This is a genomic window from Stenotrophomonas sp. MMGLT7, assembly GCF_021168555.1.
Lineage (GTDB): Bacteria > Pseudomonadota > Gammaproteobacteria > Xanthomonadales > Xanthomonadaceae > MMGLT7.
This window is the reverse complement of record NZ_JAJOZS010000013.1, coordinates 1-15,860: the sequence shown is the minus strand read 5'-3', so window position 1 is coordinate 15,860 and position 15,860 is coordinate 1. Positions and strand designations below refer to the sequence as shown.

At 70.6% G+C, this 15,860-nt stretch carries 15 protein-coding genes; 4 read left to right on the top strand and 11 right to left on the bottom strand.

Annotation, left to right across the window (positions count from 1 at the left end; translation table 11 throughout):
- Positions 1–94: 94 nt before the first annotated feature.
- The 11 genes from rseP to LRX76_RS14565 form a co-directional block, all read right to left on the bottom strand.
- Positions 95–1,453 (bottom strand): RIP metalloprotease RseP, encoded by a 1,359-nt coding sequence (rseP, locus tag LRX76_RS14615; RefSeq protein WP_231806362.1) that lies wholly within the window; start codon positions 1,451–1,453, stop codon positions 95–97.
- Positions 1,454–1,479: 26 nt separating this feature from the next.
- Positions 1,480–2,679, bottom strand: a complete 1,200-nt coding sequence (locus LRX76_RS14610) for a 1-deoxy-D-xylulose-5-phosphate reductoisomerase (RefSeq protein ID WP_231806447.1) — start codon at positions 2,677–2,679, stop codon at positions 1,480–1,482.
- Positions 2,676–3,500 (bottom strand): phosphatidate cytidylyltransferase, encoded by an 825-nt coding sequence (locus tag LRX76_RS14605; protein ID WP_231806361.1) that lies wholly within the window; start codon positions 3,498–3,500, stop codon positions 2,676–2,678. Before LRX76_RS14605 ends, LRX76_RS14610 begins: the two co-directional genes overlap by 4 nt.
- A complete protein-coding gene (gene uppS / locus LRX76_RS14600) occupies positions 3,497–4,255 on the bottom strand; it encodes a polyprenyl diphosphate synthase (RefSeq protein ID WP_231806360.1) in 759 nt (252 codons plus the stop codon). Before uppS ends, LRX76_RS14605 begins: the two co-directional genes overlap by 4 nt.
- Before the next feature lie 19 nt (positions 4,256–4,274).
- Entirely contained in the window at positions 4,275–4,832 is a 558-nt protein-coding gene (gene frr, locus LRX76_RS14595) for a ribosome recycling factor (RefSeq protein ID WP_231806359.1), read from the bottom strand.
- 140 nt (positions 4,833–4,972) lie between these two features.
- Positions 4,973–5,695, bottom strand: a complete 723-nt coding sequence (gene pyrH / locus LRX76_RS14590) for a UMP kinase (RefSeq protein WP_231806358.1) — start codon at positions 5,693–5,695, stop codon at positions 4,973–4,975.
- An 87-nt stretch (positions 5,696–5,782) separates the two neighbouring features.
- Entirely contained in the window at positions 5,783–7,294 is a 1,512-nt protein-coding gene (locus LRX76_RS14585) for a GGDEF domain-containing protein (RefSeq protein ID WP_231806357.1), read from the bottom strand.
- Between the two features lie 175 nt (positions 7,295–7,469).
- The gene (gene tsf, locus LRX76_RS14580) at positions 7,470–8,348 is read right to left on the bottom strand and encodes a translation elongation factor Ts (protein ID WP_231806356.1); all 879 of its coding nucleotides are present in this window, start codon (positions 8,346–8,348) and stop codon (positions 7,470–7,472) included.
- A 135-nt stretch (positions 8,349–8,483) separates the two neighbouring features.
- Complete coding sequence (rpsB, locus tag LRX76_RS14575; protein WP_231806355.1) at positions 8,484–9,287, bottom strand: 30S ribosomal protein S2; 804 nt, start codon at positions 9,285–9,287, stop codon at positions 8,484–8,486.
- Positions 9,288–9,581: 294 nt separating this feature from the next.
- Positions 9,582–10,274 carry a fimbria/pilus periplasmic chaperone gene (locus LRX76_RS14570; protein ID WP_231806354.1) on the bottom strand — a complete coding sequence of 231 codons (693 nt, stop codon included), beginning with the start codon at positions 10,272–10,274 and terminating at the stop codon, positions 9,582–9,584.
- Between the two features lie 8 nt (positions 10,275–10,282).
- Positions 10,283–10,582, bottom strand: a complete 300-nt coding sequence (locus LRX76_RS14565) for a hypothetical protein (RefSeq protein ID WP_231806353.1) — start codon at positions 10,580–10,582, stop codon at positions 10,283–10,285.
- Between the two features lie 231 nt (positions 10,583–10,813).
- Between LRX76_RS14565 and map the strand changes: the two genes are divergently transcribed.
- The 4 genes from map to LRX76_RS14545 all read left to right on the top strand — a co-directional run bounded on the left by map (position 10,814) and on the right by LRX76_RS14545 (position 15,771).
- Positions 10,814–11,590, top strand: a complete 777-nt coding sequence (map, locus tag LRX76_RS14560; protein WP_231806352.1) for a type I methionyl aminopeptidase — start codon at positions 10,814–10,816, stop codon at positions 11,588–11,590.
- Positions 11,512–14,382, top strand: a complete 2,871-nt coding sequence (glnD, locus tag LRX76_RS14555) for a [protein-PII] uridylyltransferase (protein ID WP_331716785.1) — start codon at positions 11,512–11,514, stop codon at positions 14,380–14,382. The genes map and glnD overlap by 79 nt, the downstream gene beginning before the upstream one ends.
- Complete coding sequence (dapD, locus tag LRX76_RS14550; protein ID WP_231806351.1) at positions 14,382–15,323, top strand: 2,3,4,5-tetrahydropyridine-2,6-dicarboxylate N-succinyltransferase; 942 nt, start codon at positions 14,382–14,384, stop codon at positions 15,321–15,323. Before glnD ends, dapD begins: the two co-directional genes overlap by 1 nt.
- Before the next feature lie 88 nt (positions 15,324–15,411).
- Positions 15,412–15,771, top strand: a complete 360-nt coding sequence (locus tag LRX76_RS14545; protein WP_231806350.1) for an arsenate reductase — start codon at positions 15,412–15,414, stop codon at positions 15,769–15,771.
- Positions 15,772–15,860: the final 89 nt, after the last annotated feature.

Genomic DNA, 15,860 nt, shown 5'->3' with positions numbered 1-15,860 from the left:
TCACGTCCGGTTAGGTCTTCTACGTTGTTGCGTGGGTGCCGGCGTAAGACGACGACAGCGGGGGTCTTCTCGAGCAGGTTGTTCGGTGGCGCATTCATTGCGGGACCAGGCCGAGGATGTCGTTGTAGAACGCCAGTCCCATCAGTCCGGCCAGCATCGCCAGGCCCACATATTGCCCGGCGGCCATGGCGCGCTCGCTGAGCGGGCTGCCCTTGACCAACTCGATAAGGTAATACAGCAGGTGCCCGCCGTCCAAGATCGGGATCGGCAGCAGGTTGATGATCGCCAGGCTCAGCGACAGCAGCGCCAGGAAATACAGGAACCAGTCCAGCCCGCGCTTGGCCGAGGCATTGGCCACCCGGGCGATGGTCACCGGCCCGGAAATGTTCTTCACGGAGGCGTGTCCGGTCAGCATGCGCCGCATCATGCCCAACGAATCTGACGCCAGTTTGCCAGTCTCGCGCACCGCCATCGGCAGCGCCGCCAGCGGGCCGTACTGGACGCGGGCGTCGTAGCCCGGCATCTGCCCGCCCTGCATGCCGATCCCCAGCAGCCAGCGGCCGGCGCTGGCCGGATCGGTGCTCAGGCGCGGGGTCAGCTCCAGCGCCAGGCGCTCGCCGTTGCGCTCGACCTCGATCATGGCGGCGCCGCCCTGTTCGCCCAGCGCCTGTATCCGCGGCCCGACCTGGTCGGCCGAGTCGATCGGCGCGCCATCGATGGCCAGGATGCGGTCGCCCGCCTCGATGACGCCGGCCGCCGCCGAACCTTCGGCGACCTGGCTGACGATCGCCGGCTGCTGCTGGAACTTCCAGCCGAACCCGGCCAGCGTCGGCACACGGGTCTCGTCGAAGCCGTCGGGCAGCTGCGACAGCGGCAGCGTGCGCGCCACCGCCGAGCCGAAGCCGTTCTGCGCGTCCACCCGCACGTCGTCCCGGTCCATGGCCGCGGTGGTCAGCAGCATGCTGGCCTCGCTCCAGCTGGCGACCGGGCGCCCGTCGATGGCGAGCAGGCGCTCGCCGGGCTGGAAGCCGGCCTGCGCGGCCATGCCCCCGACGTGCCCCAGGGTGGCCGAATAGTCCTGCTTGCCGATCACGAACATCGCCCACAGCAGCGCCACGCAAAGCAGCAGGTTGGCCAGCGGGCCGGCGGCCACCACGGCGATGCGCTGCCATACGCTCTTCTGGTTGAAGGCCAGCGCGCGTTCGGCCGGGTGCACGTTGCCCTCGCGCTCGTCGAGCATCTTCACGTAGCCGCCGAGCGGGATCGCGGCGATCGCGAACTCGGTGCCGTCGCGGCCACGGCGCGACCACAGCGGCTTGCCGAAGCCGACCGAGAAGCGCAGCACCTTGACTCCACAGCGCCGCGCGACCCAGTAGTGGCCGTATTCATGGAAGGTGACGAGCACGCCGAGGCTGACGATCATCCACCAGATCGAACCGATGAAATCACCCATGTGCGCGATCCAGTTTGCGGGGGCTTTCAGGCATGCGGCGGAAGTCGGGAGATGGCACGTTCGGCAGTTTGGCGGGCTTGCGCGTCGGCCGCCAGCAGGCGTTGCAGCGAGTCCGCCGGCTCCCGGGGAAGCGCGGTCAGGGTGGATTCGACCAGCGCAGGAATCGCTAGGAAACCTATGCGGCCCTGAAGAAAGGCTGAAACGGCCACTTCGTTGGCGGCATTGAGGATCGCCGGGGCGGTGCCGCCTGCCTCCATCGCGCTCCACGCCAGCGCCAGGCAGGGGAAGGCCTCGGTATCCGGGGCCTCGAAGTCCAGGCGCCCGTGCTGCAGCAGGTCCAGCCCGGCCACGCCCGATTCGAGGCGTTGCGGCCAGCCCAGGCCCACCGCCAGCGCGGTGCGCATGTCCGGCAATCCCAGCTGCGCCAGGGTGGAACCGTCGATGAACTCCACCAGCGAGTGCACCAGGCTCTGCGGGTGCACCAGCACCTCGATGCGGGCCGGCTGCAGGCCGAACAGGTGGTGGGCCTCGATGACCTCCAGGCCCTTGTTCATCAAGGTGGCCGAATCGACCGAGATCTTCGGTCCCATCGACCACTTGGGGTGGGCGACGGCCTGGGCCACGGTGACGCCGGCCAGCTCGGCGCGGCCGCGGCCGCGGAACGGGCCGCCGGAGGCCGTGATCAGCACGCGCCTGACCTGGGCGTCGGCATCGCGGCCGCGCAGGCACTGGAAGATCGCGTTGTGTTCGCTGTCCACCGGCACGATCTCGGCGCCGCCCTCGCGCGCGGCGCGCATCAGCAGCTCGCCGGCCAGCACCAGCGATTCCTTGTTGGCCAGCAGCAGGCGCTTGCCGGCACGGGCGGCGGCCAGGGTGGAGGGCAGGCCGGCGGCGCCGACGATGGCGGCGATCACGGTATCGCACTGGTCGCCGGCGGCCAGCGCGTCCAGGGCCTCGCCGCCGGCATGCGCCTGGGTGGGCAGTCCGGCGTCGCGCAGGCCGTCGCGCAGGCGTGCGAACAGGGTCGGGTCGGCGATCACCGCGTGTTGCGGACGGTGTCGCACGCACAGTGCGACCAGCGCATCGACGTTGCTGCCCGCGGCAAGCACGCTGGCCTGGAACCGCTGCCGGTGGCGGGCGATGACGTCCAGCGCCGAGGTGCCGATCGAGCCGGTGGCGCCGAACACCGCCACGCGACGTGAGGGAAAGGGCGTGCTCATGCTCAGAAGCCGAAGATTTCCTTGCCCAGCGCGAACACCGGCAGCGCCGCCAGCACGCCGTCGATGCGGTCGAGCACGCCGCCGTGGCCGGGGATCACGTTGCCCGAGTCCTTGGCGCCGGCATGGCGCTTGAGCAGGCTCTCGAACAGGTCGCCCAGCACCGAGGCGAACACCGCGGCCAGCGCCACCAGCAGCAGCCCGGGCAGCTGCGCCAGGGTGACCCCGGCGAACCAGCCGAACAGCGCCGCGGTGGCCACGCCGGCGAGCACGCCGCCGACCAGGCCCTCGACGGTCTTGTTGGGGCTGATGCGCGGGGCGAGCTTGCGCTTGCCGAAATGGCGGCCGGCGAAGTAGGCGCCCGAGTCGGCCGCCCAGACTGTGGTCAGCGCGGCCAGCAGCCAGCGCGGGCCATGCTCGGGGGCGGCGTGGATCAGGATCAGCGCCGTCCACGCCGGCAGGATCGCCAGGGTGCCGGCGGCGAGCTTGGCGATGCAGGCCGGCGAGCCGCGATCGGCGCCGAACTGGAAGTGGCGCAGCCACAGCAGCGCCACTAGCCACCAGGCCACTCCGGTCAGGCTGGCGATCTGCAGCAGCACCAGCGATCCGTCCGAGGCCCACACCAGCAGCACCATCAGCAGCAGGTTGAGCGCCACCAGCACGGTGCGCTGCAGGGTGTCCTCCACGCCCGAGAGCTTGAGCCACTCCCACAGCCCGGTGAGGAACAGCAGCGCCGACAGCGCGGCCAGCCACTGGCTGGGCAGCAGCAGGATGGCGCAGATGGCTGCCGGGGCCATGATCAGCGCGGCGATGACGCGGGTGCGGGTCATTCGGAAGGGGTCTCCGTCGCCTGGACGGCGATCTGTGCGCTGGTCAGGCCATAGCGGCGTTCGCGCCGCGCATAGTCGTCCACCGCCTGCTGCAGGATAGCGGCATCGAATTCCGGCCACAGGGTATCGGTGAACCACAGCTCGGTGTAGGCCAGCTGCCACAGCAGGAAGTTGCTGACGCGGGTGTCGCCGCCGGTGCGGATGAACAGGTCCGGCGGCGGCAGGTCGGCCAGCGCCACGCGCGCGCCGACAGCGGTCTCGTCGATCTGCTCCGGGCGCAGGCGGCCGGCGGCGACGTCCTCGGCCAGCGCCCGCGCGGCGGCGGCGATGTCCTGGCGGCCGCCATAGCTGGCGGCGATCACCAGGGTCAGCCGGGTGTTGCCTTCGGTGGCCTTTTCCGCGTTCTGCATCCGCTCCAGGATCGGCGGCGAGAAGCGCGAGCGCTCGCCGATGAAGCGCACGCGCACGCCGCGGCGCTGCATCTCGCCGACCTCGCGGTCGAGCGCGCCCATGAACAGCTTCATCAGCGCGTCGACCTCGTCGCGCGGGCGGCCCCAGTTCTCGCTGGAGAAGGCGAACAGGGTCAGCACCTCGATGCCGCGTTCGAGGCAGAAGTCGATGGTGCGGTCGACCGCGCGCGCGCCCGCGCGATGGCCGATCACGCGCGGACGCCGACGCCGCTGCGCCCAGCGGCCATTGCCGTCCATGACGATGGCAATGTGGCGGGGCAGGGATGTGATTGGGCCGGAGGACATGGCCGGAGCGACAGGCGGCTCAGACCGCCATCAGTTCCTGCTCCTTGGCCTTCACCACCTCGTCCACGTCCTTGATCGCCTTGTCGGTCAGCTTCTGGATCTCGTCCTCGCTGCGGCGCACGTCGTCCTCGGTGATCTGCTTGTCCTTGAGCAGGTCCTTGATCTGCTGGTTGGCATCGCGCCGGATGTTGCGGATGGCGACCTTGGTGTCCTCGCCTTCGCTTGCGACCACCTTGGACAGCTCGCGGCGGCGCTCCTCGGTGAGCGCGGGCAGGTTGAGGCGGATGGTGGTGCCGGCGGTGTTCGGGGTCAGGCCCAGGTCGGAGGCCAGGATCGCCTTCTCCACGGCGCTGACCATGGGCTTTTCCCACGGGGTGATGGTGAGCGAGCGCGAATCGGACACGGCCACGCTGGCGACCTGGCTCAGCGGCATGTCCGAGCCGTAGTAGTTGACCTTCAGGTGCTCGACCAGGGCGGTCGAGGCGCGGCCGGTGCGGACCTTGACCAGAGAGTGGCGCAGTGCCTCGATGCTCTTGGTCATGCGGGTCTGTGCGTCTTGTTTGATCTCGTTGAGCATCGCCGAAAAATCCAGGCTGGAACAGAATCGGACGATTATATCGGAAGCGGGGGCCCGGGGCCGGAAGGCAGGGGCCGGATGAGGGACGCGTACAGCTTTTCTTGCGCCCGGCGCCCGGCCGACGCTTCCGGCCTCCGGCGTCAGCCGCGGCCCTTGACCAGGGTGCCGATGTTCTCGCCGCGCAGGATGCGCAGCAGTTCGCCGGCGTGGCCCATGTCGAAGATGCGCAGCGGCAGGTCGCTGTCGCGCGCCAGGGCGAAGGCGGCGGTGTCCATCACCTCCAGCCCGCGCACGATCACCTCGTCGTAGGTCAGGCTGTCGAAGCGCACCGCGTCGGCGTGCTTCTTCGGGTCCTTGTCGTAGACGCCGTCGACCTTGGTGGCCTTGAGCAGCAGGTCCGCGCCGATCTCGATCGCGCGCAGCGCCGCGCCCGAGTCGGTGGTGAAGAACGGGTTGCCGGTGCCGGCGGCGAAGATCGCGATGCGGCCCTTTTCCAGGTGGCGGATGGCGCGGCGGCGGATGAAGTCCTCGCACACGTCGTTGATCTTCAGTGCGCTCATCACCCGCACCTTGGCGCCGAGCTTCTCCAGTGCGTCCTGCATGGCCAGGGCGTTGATCACCGTGGCCAGCATGCCCATCTGGTCGCCGGTCACCCGGTCCATGCCGCCGGCGGCCAGGCCGGCGCCGCGGAAGATGTTGCCGCCGCCGATCACCAGCGCCACCTCGGCGCCGGCCTGCTGAACCTCGATGACCTCGTGGGCCAGGCGGCTGATCACCTTGGGGTCGATGCCGTAGTCCTCGTCTCCCATCAGCGCCTCCCCGGAAAGTTTCAGAAGGATGCGGCGATAGACGAGCTGGGACATGGGAAACCTCGATGGTGGGGGCAAACGCCGGCGATTCTAGCCCAGATTCGCCGCCGCCCCTCGCCATCCGCACCGCCGCCGGCCTGCTCAGGCTCCCGGCGTCGGCTGGGAACGGCTCATCACCCGGTTGCGGCCGTGGTGCTTGCAGCTGTAGAGCACGTCGTCGGCGGCCTTGAGCAGGTCGGCGACGCTGGAGAAGCGCTCGCGCCCGCCCTGCGTGGCCACGCCGGCGGAGAAGGTCACGTGCAGGGCGGTGCCGCCCGGCCAGGCCATCGCGGTGGCGGCGATGTCGGTCAGCACCCGCCGCATCACCCCGACCGCCACCGCTTCCTCGGTACCGGGCAGCAGCACCAGGAACTCCTCGCCGCCGTAGCGGGCCACCGTGTCGGTGACGCGCAGCAGCTTCTGCAGGGCCTGGGCGAAGGCATGCAGCACCTCGTCGCCGACCAGGTGCCCGTGCGCGTCGTTGATGCGCTTGAAGTCGTCCAGGTCCAGGAAGGCGATCGACAGCGGCCAGTCGTGGCGCAGCGCCAGGTCGAACTCCTTCTCCAGCACGCTCTCCAGGTGGTGGCGGTTGAACACCCCGGTCAGGGTGTCGCGGCTGATCTGCTCGGTCAGGTGGCGGGCGCGGTGTTCGGACTCGTCGGCCTGGCGCCGCGCCTCGGCCGCATCCTGCAGCTCGCGCAGGCTGCGCAGCGACTGCAGTTCGCGGGCGTGGTCGAGGATGTCCTCGAGCTGGGACGGCGAGGCGATGTGCACGTCGAAGATGGCGGCGATCTCCGGCAGCGACTCGCCGATGCCGGCCAGCACCGCGTCGAAGCGGGCGCTGTCCAGGCCCAGCCGGGCCTGGATCAGGGGCAGCAGGCGGATGCGTGCGGCCTCGGCGTCCTCGCTCAGCCACAGGTCGGCGACCGGGCCGGACAGGGCGACGCAGGCGTTGAAGGTGTCCTCGTCGTCGTGGTCGCCGCCCCCGGCCTCGCTGCGCTCGATGGCGGTCTGCAGGTAGCCGGGCAGGTTCCAGTGCTGGGCCAGCCAGCCGCCGATCTCGGCATGGGTGCAGCCCAGGACCTGCCGCTCCAGTGCCGCCAGCCCGGCATGGTCGGCGGCCTGGTCCAGCAGCGGCAGGTAGCGGATGGGCTGGGTCTGCAGCAGTGCCAGCGCGCCGATGTCCTGCAGCAGGCCGGCGAGCATCAGTTCCTCCGCCCGCCGGATGCCCTTGGCCTGGCCGAGCTTGCGGCTGGCCATCGCCGCGATCACGCTGCGGCGCCAGATGCGTTCGTACGGCTCCCGGGCCAGGTCGGGATCGTTGCGCATGGCCCGGGCGATGGAGAAGCCGAGTGCGAGGCTCAGGGTGGCGTTGAGGCCGAGCATGGCCAGCGCCTGGGCGAGATTGTCGACGCGGCGCCGGCTGGCGTAGAGCGGGGAATTGGCGATGCGCAGCATGCGTGCGCTCAGCGCCATGTCCATGGCCACCACGTCGGCGGTGGACCCCAGGTCGGCATCGGGGTCCTGCGCCAGCTGGATCACGCGCAGGGCCACGCCGGGCGGCGAGGGCAGGTTGCGTACGTAGCCCAGGGTGGCTTCTAGTTCGGAGCGCATGCGGGGAATCGCGTTTTGCCGTCATTCATGGACGCACTGGATATCGGCCGTTCCCGGACAAGCTGTAGGGTCGCCGTGAGAGTGTCGTGAAGTCGACGTGAGGGCGCCGCCGCGCGGCGCACAAAAAAGGCCGCGGCGAGCGCCGCGGCCTTGATTTGCCCGGAAGGCGGAAGGATCAGGCCAGGCCGGCCTGCTTCATCACCTCGGCGGCGTAGTCCTCCACCACCTTCTCGATGCCTTCGCCCACGGCCAGGCGCTGGAAGCTGACGACTTCGGCGCCGGCGGCCTTGAGCACCTGCTCCACGCTCTGGTTGGTGTCGAGCACGTACGGCTGGCCGTACAGGGTGACCTCGTTGACGATCTTGGCGATCTTGCCGCTGATGATCTTCTCCAGGATCTCGGCCGGCTTGGCCTTGTCCTTTTCCGACATCTTGGCCAGCTCGATCTCCTTCTCCTTGGCCACGAACTCGGCCGGCACGTCGGAGGCCTTGATGTGGGGCGGGTTCATCGCGGCGATGTGCATCGCCAGGCCGCGGGCCAGCTCGGCGTCGCCGCCCTTGACCTCGACCAGCACGCCGATGCGGCCGCCGTGCACGTAGGCGGCGACGTTGTCGGCGCTGTCCACGCGCACCAAGCGGCGGACCTGCACGTTCTCGCCGACCTTGGCGATGACCGCGGCGCGCGCTTCCTCGACGGTCTCGCCGGAGGGCAGCTTGGCCGACTTCAGCGCTTCGGCGTCGGTGGCGGCCGAGGCCAGGGCGGCCTTGGCCACGGCATCGGTGAAGGCCAGGAAGTTACCGTCCTTGGCCACGAAGTCGGTCTCGGAGTTGACCTCCACCAGGACCGCCTTGCCGCCGTCCTGGGCCACCGCGATGCGGCCCTCGGCGGCGACGCGGTCGGCCTTCTTGTCGGCCTTGGCCAGGCCCGACTTGCGCAGCCACTCGGCCGCGGCGTCGATGTTGCCGGCGTTCTCGGTCAGCGCCTTCTTGCACTCCATCATGCCGGCGCCGGTGCGCTCGCGCAGTTCCTTGACCAGGGAAGCAGTGATTTCCACGGGATTACCTCATATGCGGTGATAGGGCGGGCCAGGGCCCGCCGGCAGGGATTCGGTCCGGCGCCTGGGTGCGGGCGGATGCCCGCGCGCCGGAACCGCGGCCACGCAGCATGGCGTGGCCGCGTGGCAGGCCGGTTACTCGGCCGCGGCGGCTTCGTCCGCCTTCTTGGCCTTCTTGGCCGGGGCGCGGCGGGCCGACTTGTCGTCGTCGCCGGCTTCCACGAACTCTTCCTCGCGCACGGTGGCCGAGTTCGGCGCGGCGGCCTTGCCTTCCAGCACGGCGTCGGCGGCGGCGCGGGCGTACAGCTGCACGGCGCGGATGGCGTCGTCGTTGCCGGGGATGGCGTAGTCGACCAGGGCCGGGTCGTAGTTGGTGTCGACCACCGCGATCACCGGGATGCCGAGCTTCTTGGCTTCCTTGATGGCGATGTCCTCATGGCCGATGTCGATGACGAACAGCGCGTCGGGCAGGCGGTTCATGTCCTTGATGCCGCCCAGCGAGGCTTCCAGCTTGTCGCGCTCGCGGCGCAGGCCCAGCACTTCGTGCTTGACCAGTTTTTCGAAGGTGCCGTCGGTCTCGGCCGACTCCAGCTCCTTCAGGCGCGCCACCGACTTCTTCACGGTGGCGAAGTTGGTCAGGGTGCCGCCCAGCCAGCGCTGGGTCATGAACGGCATGCCGCAACGCTCGGCCTCTTCCTTGATCGAGTCGCGCGCGCTGCGCTTGGTGCCGATGAACAGGATGGTGCCGCGCTTCTGCGCCACGCCCGAGATGAAGTTCATCGCGTCGTTGAACAGCGGAACCGTCTTCTCGAGGTTGATGATGTGGATCTTGCCGCGGGCGCCGAAGATGTACGGAGCCATCTTGGGGTTCCAGTAGCGGGTCTGGTGGCCGAAGTGGACGCCGGCTTCCAGCATCTGGCGCATGGTGACCTGGGGCATTGCAATACTCCTGAAGATAGTGGAATCGCATTCCGTGTGCGGCTGTTGCATTGAAAGTCCGCGCATGGATGTGCGGGCTCTGGCGAAGGGATTCGCATGGACGCGCACTGGAACGATTCCGGGGTTGGGCTTCCCTGTCGCCTCCGTGTCGAACTCCTCGCGGAGCACCCCGGCACGGGTTGGGGCGGCAGGTGTGTATTCGCCGGTGTCGCCCGGCGTGGCGGCTCGCCTGCGCCGTGGCGCCAGCAAAGCCGGACAAGTATACGGGCCCGGGGATGGCGGCGCAAACGCCGCTCAGCGCGAGTGCGCGAGCGGCGCCTCGGGCAGTTCGTCGATGCGGCCGAACAGCGTGCCCGCGTCGAGCGGCAGCCGCCAAGTGCGTTCCTGGCCGGCCAGGACGTAGCCGGCCAGGCCCTCGACGAGCGCGTGCCGGCGTCCGCGCGCATCGACCAGGGCCAGGTCGGCGATGCGGACGCGGCGGGTGCCCGGGTTGCGGATGCTCAGGCCGCCGGCATCCGCCGTCACCGCCAGCGCGTCCGCCGGCGTCGGCGGGGCGGAGGAGGGCGCGGCGAACACCGGCACGGAGTAGCGCAGCGCGGTGCGTTCGCTCGCTGCCGGTTCCTGCTCCACGACCAGGCGGTAGGCGGCCTCCTGCCGGCCCGGCGCGGGACCCGGGCGGACCAGTCGCAGCAGTTGCCGGCCATGCGGCGGGATGGCGATCCGTGCCGGGCTGGCGCGCAGTTCGCCGGTGGCTTCGAGCAGGTCCCGGCCGTCGCGCTGGTGCCAGCGGTACAGCCGCGCCTGCGCCAGCCACGGCGCATCGCCGTCGTTGTACAGCCAGATGCCGGCGTGGCCGCCCTCGGCGGTGATCTCGACGGTGACCGGCGCGACCCTGATGCCGGCGGCCGCGGCCGCGGCCGCGCCACCGTACAGCGCAGCCAGGCCGAGCCAGGCGGCCAGGGCTGCCGTGCGCAGGCGGCAGGGCATGCGCCGGCTCAGAAAATGAAGGTGGTGAAGCGCACGTCCTCGTCGCCGCGCCCGTGGCCACCGGGCGCGGTCGGGGCCGCGGCGGGCGCCAGTGCGGCGAGTGCGTCCGCGCCGGTGCGCGTGGACGAGGCGTCGGCATGCGGCGAATGCGAGCCGTTGCAGCGCACCTGTGCGGCGGCGGCCTGCAGTTCGCACGAGGGCAGCAGGCGCAGGGTGATCCGCAGCGGCGCGGCGAGGGACTGGGCGCCTGCGGGCAGGCTGGTGGCGCAGGCGCTCGACAGGAGGAGCGCCGCCAGGATGAGTTTCATCGGCGTGGGAGGCGGGTGCATCGCGGGGCGGGGAGCTAGGACTATCGGCCCGGCCGGCGCCGACTTGATGGGACGGGCGCATGCCGGGGGCTGCCGTGGCGGTTCGGGCAATTCCGTTCGCGTTCCTCGCCGGGCGCGCATCATCGTGCATGTCCGCGGCCATTGGCAGCGGGCCGGCCCCTTAGGCATTGCAAGCGTTCAGATTCGGCGCGGATCGGCGATAATGCCCGCATGAGCATCAACCTGAAAACCAAACAAGAAATCGAGAAGATGCGCGTCGCCGGCGCGCTGGCGGCCGAGGTGCTGGACGTGGTGGCCGAACATGTGCGGCCCGGCGTCTCCACCGAGGAGCTGGACCGCATCTGCCACGACCACATCGTCAACGTGCAGCACACGGTCCCGGCCAACGTCGGCTACCGCGGCTATCCGAAGGCGACCTGCATCTCGGTCAACAACGTCATCTGCCACGGCATCCCCAGCGAGGCCAAGATCCTCAAGGACGGCGACATCGTCAACATCGACGTCACCGTGATCAAGGACGGCTGGCACGGCGACACCAGCCGCATGTACTACGCGGGCACGCCGTCGGTGATGGCGCGGCGGCTGGTGGAAACCACCCGCGAGGCGATGTGGCGCGGCATCCGCGCGGTGCGCCCGGGGGCCACGCTGGGCGATGTCGGCCATGCCATCCAGCAGTACGCCGAGTCCGAGCGCTTCTCGGTGGTGCGCGAGTACTGCGGCCACGGCATCGGCAAGGTCTACCACGACGAGCCGCAGGTGCTGCATTACGGCCATCCGGGCCAGGGCCTGGTGCTCGAGCCGGGCATGACCTTCACCATCGAGCCGATGATCAACGAGGGCACCCGCTACACCCGGGTGCTGCCGGACGGCTGGACCGTGGTGACCAAGGACCGCAAGTTGTCCGCGCAGTGGGAACACATGATCGCCGTGACCGAGGACGGCGTGGACGTGTTGACCCTGTCGCCCAGCGAACGCGCCGCGGCGTGAGCCTGCGGCCGCCCGGCCCCGGCGCAGGGGCCGCGCCGGGCGCGGACGGCGATGGCGAGTGGGCGGCGGTCGCGCGGCTGTCGCTGCAGCATGCCGATGCCCGCCTGGGCCGGCGCTTCGACCAGGGCGAGGACGTGGCCCGCCTGCTCGCGCTGAGGGCGCGCACGGTGGACCGGATCATCCGCAGCGCCTGGCAGCGATGCCTGGTGTCGCGTCAACGCTCGAATGCCGGCCCTGCACTTGCCCTCGACCCGCATCGCGGCGTTGCAGGCCTTGCCAGGACGGCCGGCCCTGGCGGCGGTCTGCGCCTTGCGCCGCGAGCCGATGGCGACGCGCACGACCGCCATTCGAACGCTGACGCGACACCTGCGTCCATCCCGATGGCGCTGTTCGCAGTCGGCGGCTACGGCCGCGGCGAGCTGTTCCCGTGTTCGGACATCGACCTGCTGGTGCTGGCCGAGGGCACCGCGCAGCAGGCCGGCGAGGCCGGCCTGGCGCGCCTGTTCGCGCTGCTGTGGGACGCTGGCCTGCCGGTCAGCCACGCGGTGCGCTCGCCCGCGCAATGCACCGTCGCGGCCGAGGACCAGACCGTGCTCACCGCACTGATCGAGGCGCGCGCGCTGGTGGCCGATGCCGAGGCGGTGCAGCGCCTGCGCGATGCCGTCTCCCCGGCCCGGGTATGGCCGGCACGGGCCTTCTTCCTGGCCAAGCGCGAGGAACTGACCGCGCGCCACCAGCGCTTCGGCGATACCGCCGACAACCTGGAGCCGGACCTCAAGGATGGCCCGGGCGGCCTGCGCGACCTCAATACGCTGGGCTGGATGGCGCTGCGTACCTTCGGCGTCAGCGAACTGGGGCGGCTGGTGGGGCTGGGCCACCTGGGGCCGGACGAGGCCGCCGCGCTGGTGCGCGAACGCCGCCGCCTGGCGCAGCTGCGCTTCGGCCTGCACCTGGTGGCCGGGCGGCCGGAGGAGCGCCTGCGCTTCGACTACCAGAAGGCGCTGGCGCAGCGCCTGGGCTACGGCGACGACCCGGAAAGCCTGGGCGTGGAAAAGATGATGCAGGGCTTCTACCGCAGCGCCGCGGTGGTGCGCCGGATCAGCGACCGGCTGCTGCAGCGCTTCGAGGAGCAGTTCGACGGCGAGGCCGCGCCCGAACCGCTGGAGCAGGGCTATTCGCTGCGGCGCGGCTACCTCTCGGCCGATGGCGAGGGCTGGCCCAAGGGCGATCCGCTGCAGGTGTTCGCGCTGTTCGCGGTATGGGCCGGGCAGTCCCAGGGGCGCGGACTGCACTCGCTGACCGCGCGCGCGCTGGCCGAGGCGCTGCCGCGGCTGCCCGCCTATGCCTATGCCGGCGCGGCCGCGCGCGAGCGCTTCATGGCGCTGCTGCGCGCGCCGCGTGCGGTTGAGACGCTGAACCGCATGGCCCGGCTGGGCGTGCTGGCGCAGTGGATTCCCGCCTTCGCCAAGGTCTCCGGGCGCATGCAGTTCGACCTGTTCCACGTCTACACCGTGGACCAGCACACGCTGATGGTGTTGCGCAACATCGCCCTGTTCGCCACCTCGCGCGCCGACGAGCGCTTCTCGATCGCCCACGAGATCTGGCCGCGCCTGCGCAAGCCGGAACTGCTGCTGCTGGCCGGGCTGTTCCACGACATCGCCAAGGGGCGCGGCGGCGACCATTCGCTGCTGGGCGCGGTCGACGCGCGCGAGTTCTGCGCCGCCCACGGCCTGAGCGCGACCGATACCGACCTGGTCGCCTGGCTGGTGGAACAGCACCTGCGCATGTCGGTCACCGCGCAGAAGCAGGACATCGCCGACCCGGGCGTCATCCACGCCTTCGCCACCCTGGTCGCCACCCGCGAGCGGCTGGACTACCTGTACCTGCTGACCTGCGCCGACATCGCCGGCACCAGCCCCAAGCTGTGGAACGCCTGGAAGGACCGGCTGCTGGCCGACCTGTACTTCGCCACCCGCCGCGCGCTGCGCGAGGGGCTGGAGCATCCGCCGCCGCTGGCCGAGCGGCTGGCCGAGGCGCGCGACTCGGCGCGGACGCTGCTGCACGTGCACGGCTTCGACGATGCCACCATCGAGCGCCAGTTCGCCGGCATGCCGATCGAGGGCTTCCTGCGCTTCCGCCCCGAGCAGTTGGCCTGGCAGGCGGCCGCGCTGACCGAGGTGGCGATCGGCCAGACGCTGGTGAAGGTGCGCCCGGTGACGCCCGGCGACGACGCCCTGGAAGTGTTCGTGTACTCGCCCGACCGCGACGGCCTGTTCGCCGCGATCGTGATGACGCTGGACCGCAAGGGCTACCGCATCCACCGCGCGCGCGTGCTGGATGCGCCGCACGGGTCGATCTTCGACACCTTCGAGGTCAGTCCGGCCGAAAGCTACGCCGCGCAGCCGCGGCAGCTGCAGGAGGCGCTGTACGAGGCTCTGTCCGGCGACCTTGAGCGGCTGCGGCCATCGCGGCGGGTGATGCCGCGGCAGCTGCGGCACTTCCGTTTCGCCCCGCGGGTGGAGCTGCGCCCGACCGTGGACGGCCAGCGCACCCGCCTGAGCCTGGTCGCGCCGGACCGCCCCGGCCTGCTCGCCGACGTGGCCCAGGTGCTGCGTGGACAGCGCCTGCGGGTGCACGATGCGCGCATCGCCACCTTCGGCGAGCGCGCCGAGGACCAGTTCCAGATCACCGACGAGCACGACCAGCCGTTGCCCGAAACCTCCAGCCAGGCGCTGCGCGAGGCGCTGCTGGCCTGCCTGGACCCCGACAGAAAGCCCGGAGAGACACCCTGATGGCCAGCAAGCCCACCCCCAAGAAGACGCCCGCCAAGTCCGCCGCCAAGCCGGCACGCAAGCCCGCGGCCAAGCCGTCGCCGGCGAAGAAGGGCGCCGCCGGCGCCGCGGCCGACGAGCTGCGGCTCACCATCGAGAGCGCGTTCGAGCGCCGCGCCGCGCTCACCGCGGCCGAGATCGAGGGTTCGACCCGGCCGGCGGTCGAGCGCGCCATCGATGGCCTGGAGTCCGGCCGCCTGCGCGTGGCCGAGCCCGACGGCCGCGGCGGCTGGCAGGTCAACGAGTGGCTGAAGAAGGCGGTGCTGCTGTACTTCCGGGTCAACGACATGGCGGTGGTCGAGTCCCGGCCGGCGCCGTTCTGGGACAAGGTGGAATCGCGCTTCGCCGGCTACGACGAGGCGAGATTCCGCAAGGCCGGGGTGCGCGTGGTACCGGGGGCGATCGCCCGCCGCGGCAGCCATTTCGGCAAGGACGTGGTGCTGATGCCGAGCTTCACCAACATCGGCGCCTACGTCGGCGAGGGCACCATGGTCGATACCTGGGCCACGGTGGGTTCGTGCGCGCAGGTCGGCAAGCACTGCCACCTGTCCGGCGGCGCCGGCATCGGCGGCGTGCTGGAACCGCTGCAGGCCGCGCCGACGATCATCGAGGACCATTGCTTCATCGGCGCCCGTTCGGAGGTGGTCGAGGGCGTGGTGGTCGGCCACCACAGCGTGATCGGCATGGGCGTGTTCCTGAGCCAGAGCACGCGCATCTACGACCGCGCCAGCGGCAAGGTGTCCTACGGCTACGTGCCGCCGGGCAGCGTGGTGGTGTCCGGCTCGCTGCCGGCCAGCGACGGCTCGCACTCGCTGTACGCGGCGGTGATCGTCAAGCAGGTCGACGCCAAGACGCGCGCCAAGACCTCGGTGAACGACCTGCTGCGCGGGCTGGCGGATTGACGGTGGCCGTCGTCCCCGCGCAGGCGGGAACCCGGCGCCTCATCGACTTGCACGCATGTCCGACGAACTGGCGGAATACCCAAAGAACATGACCACGACGATCTACGGCCTCAAGAACTGCGACACCTGCAAGAAGGCGACCAAGTGGCTGGACCGCTTCGGCGTTCCCTACACGTTCGTCGACTACCGCGACCACAAGCCCGAACCGGACACCCTGGTGGCGTGGGCCGGCAAGGCCGGCGGTTTCGACGCGCTGGTCAACAAGTCATCGACCACCTGGCGACAATTGCCGGACAGCCGCAAGTCGCCCGGCAGCGAGGCCGAGTGGAAGCTGCTGCTGCGCGAGCATCCGCAGCTGATCCGCCGGCCGGTGGTGGTCACCGATGACGGCGAATTGAGCCAGGGCTTTTCCGACAACGGCTTCAAGAAGCGCTTCGGCATCGCCTGACATCCTTCTACCCCGTAGGAGCGACTTCAGTCGCGATGGGGCTTTACCGGGAAAGCCCCATCGCGACTGAAGTCGCTCCTACGGGCCGG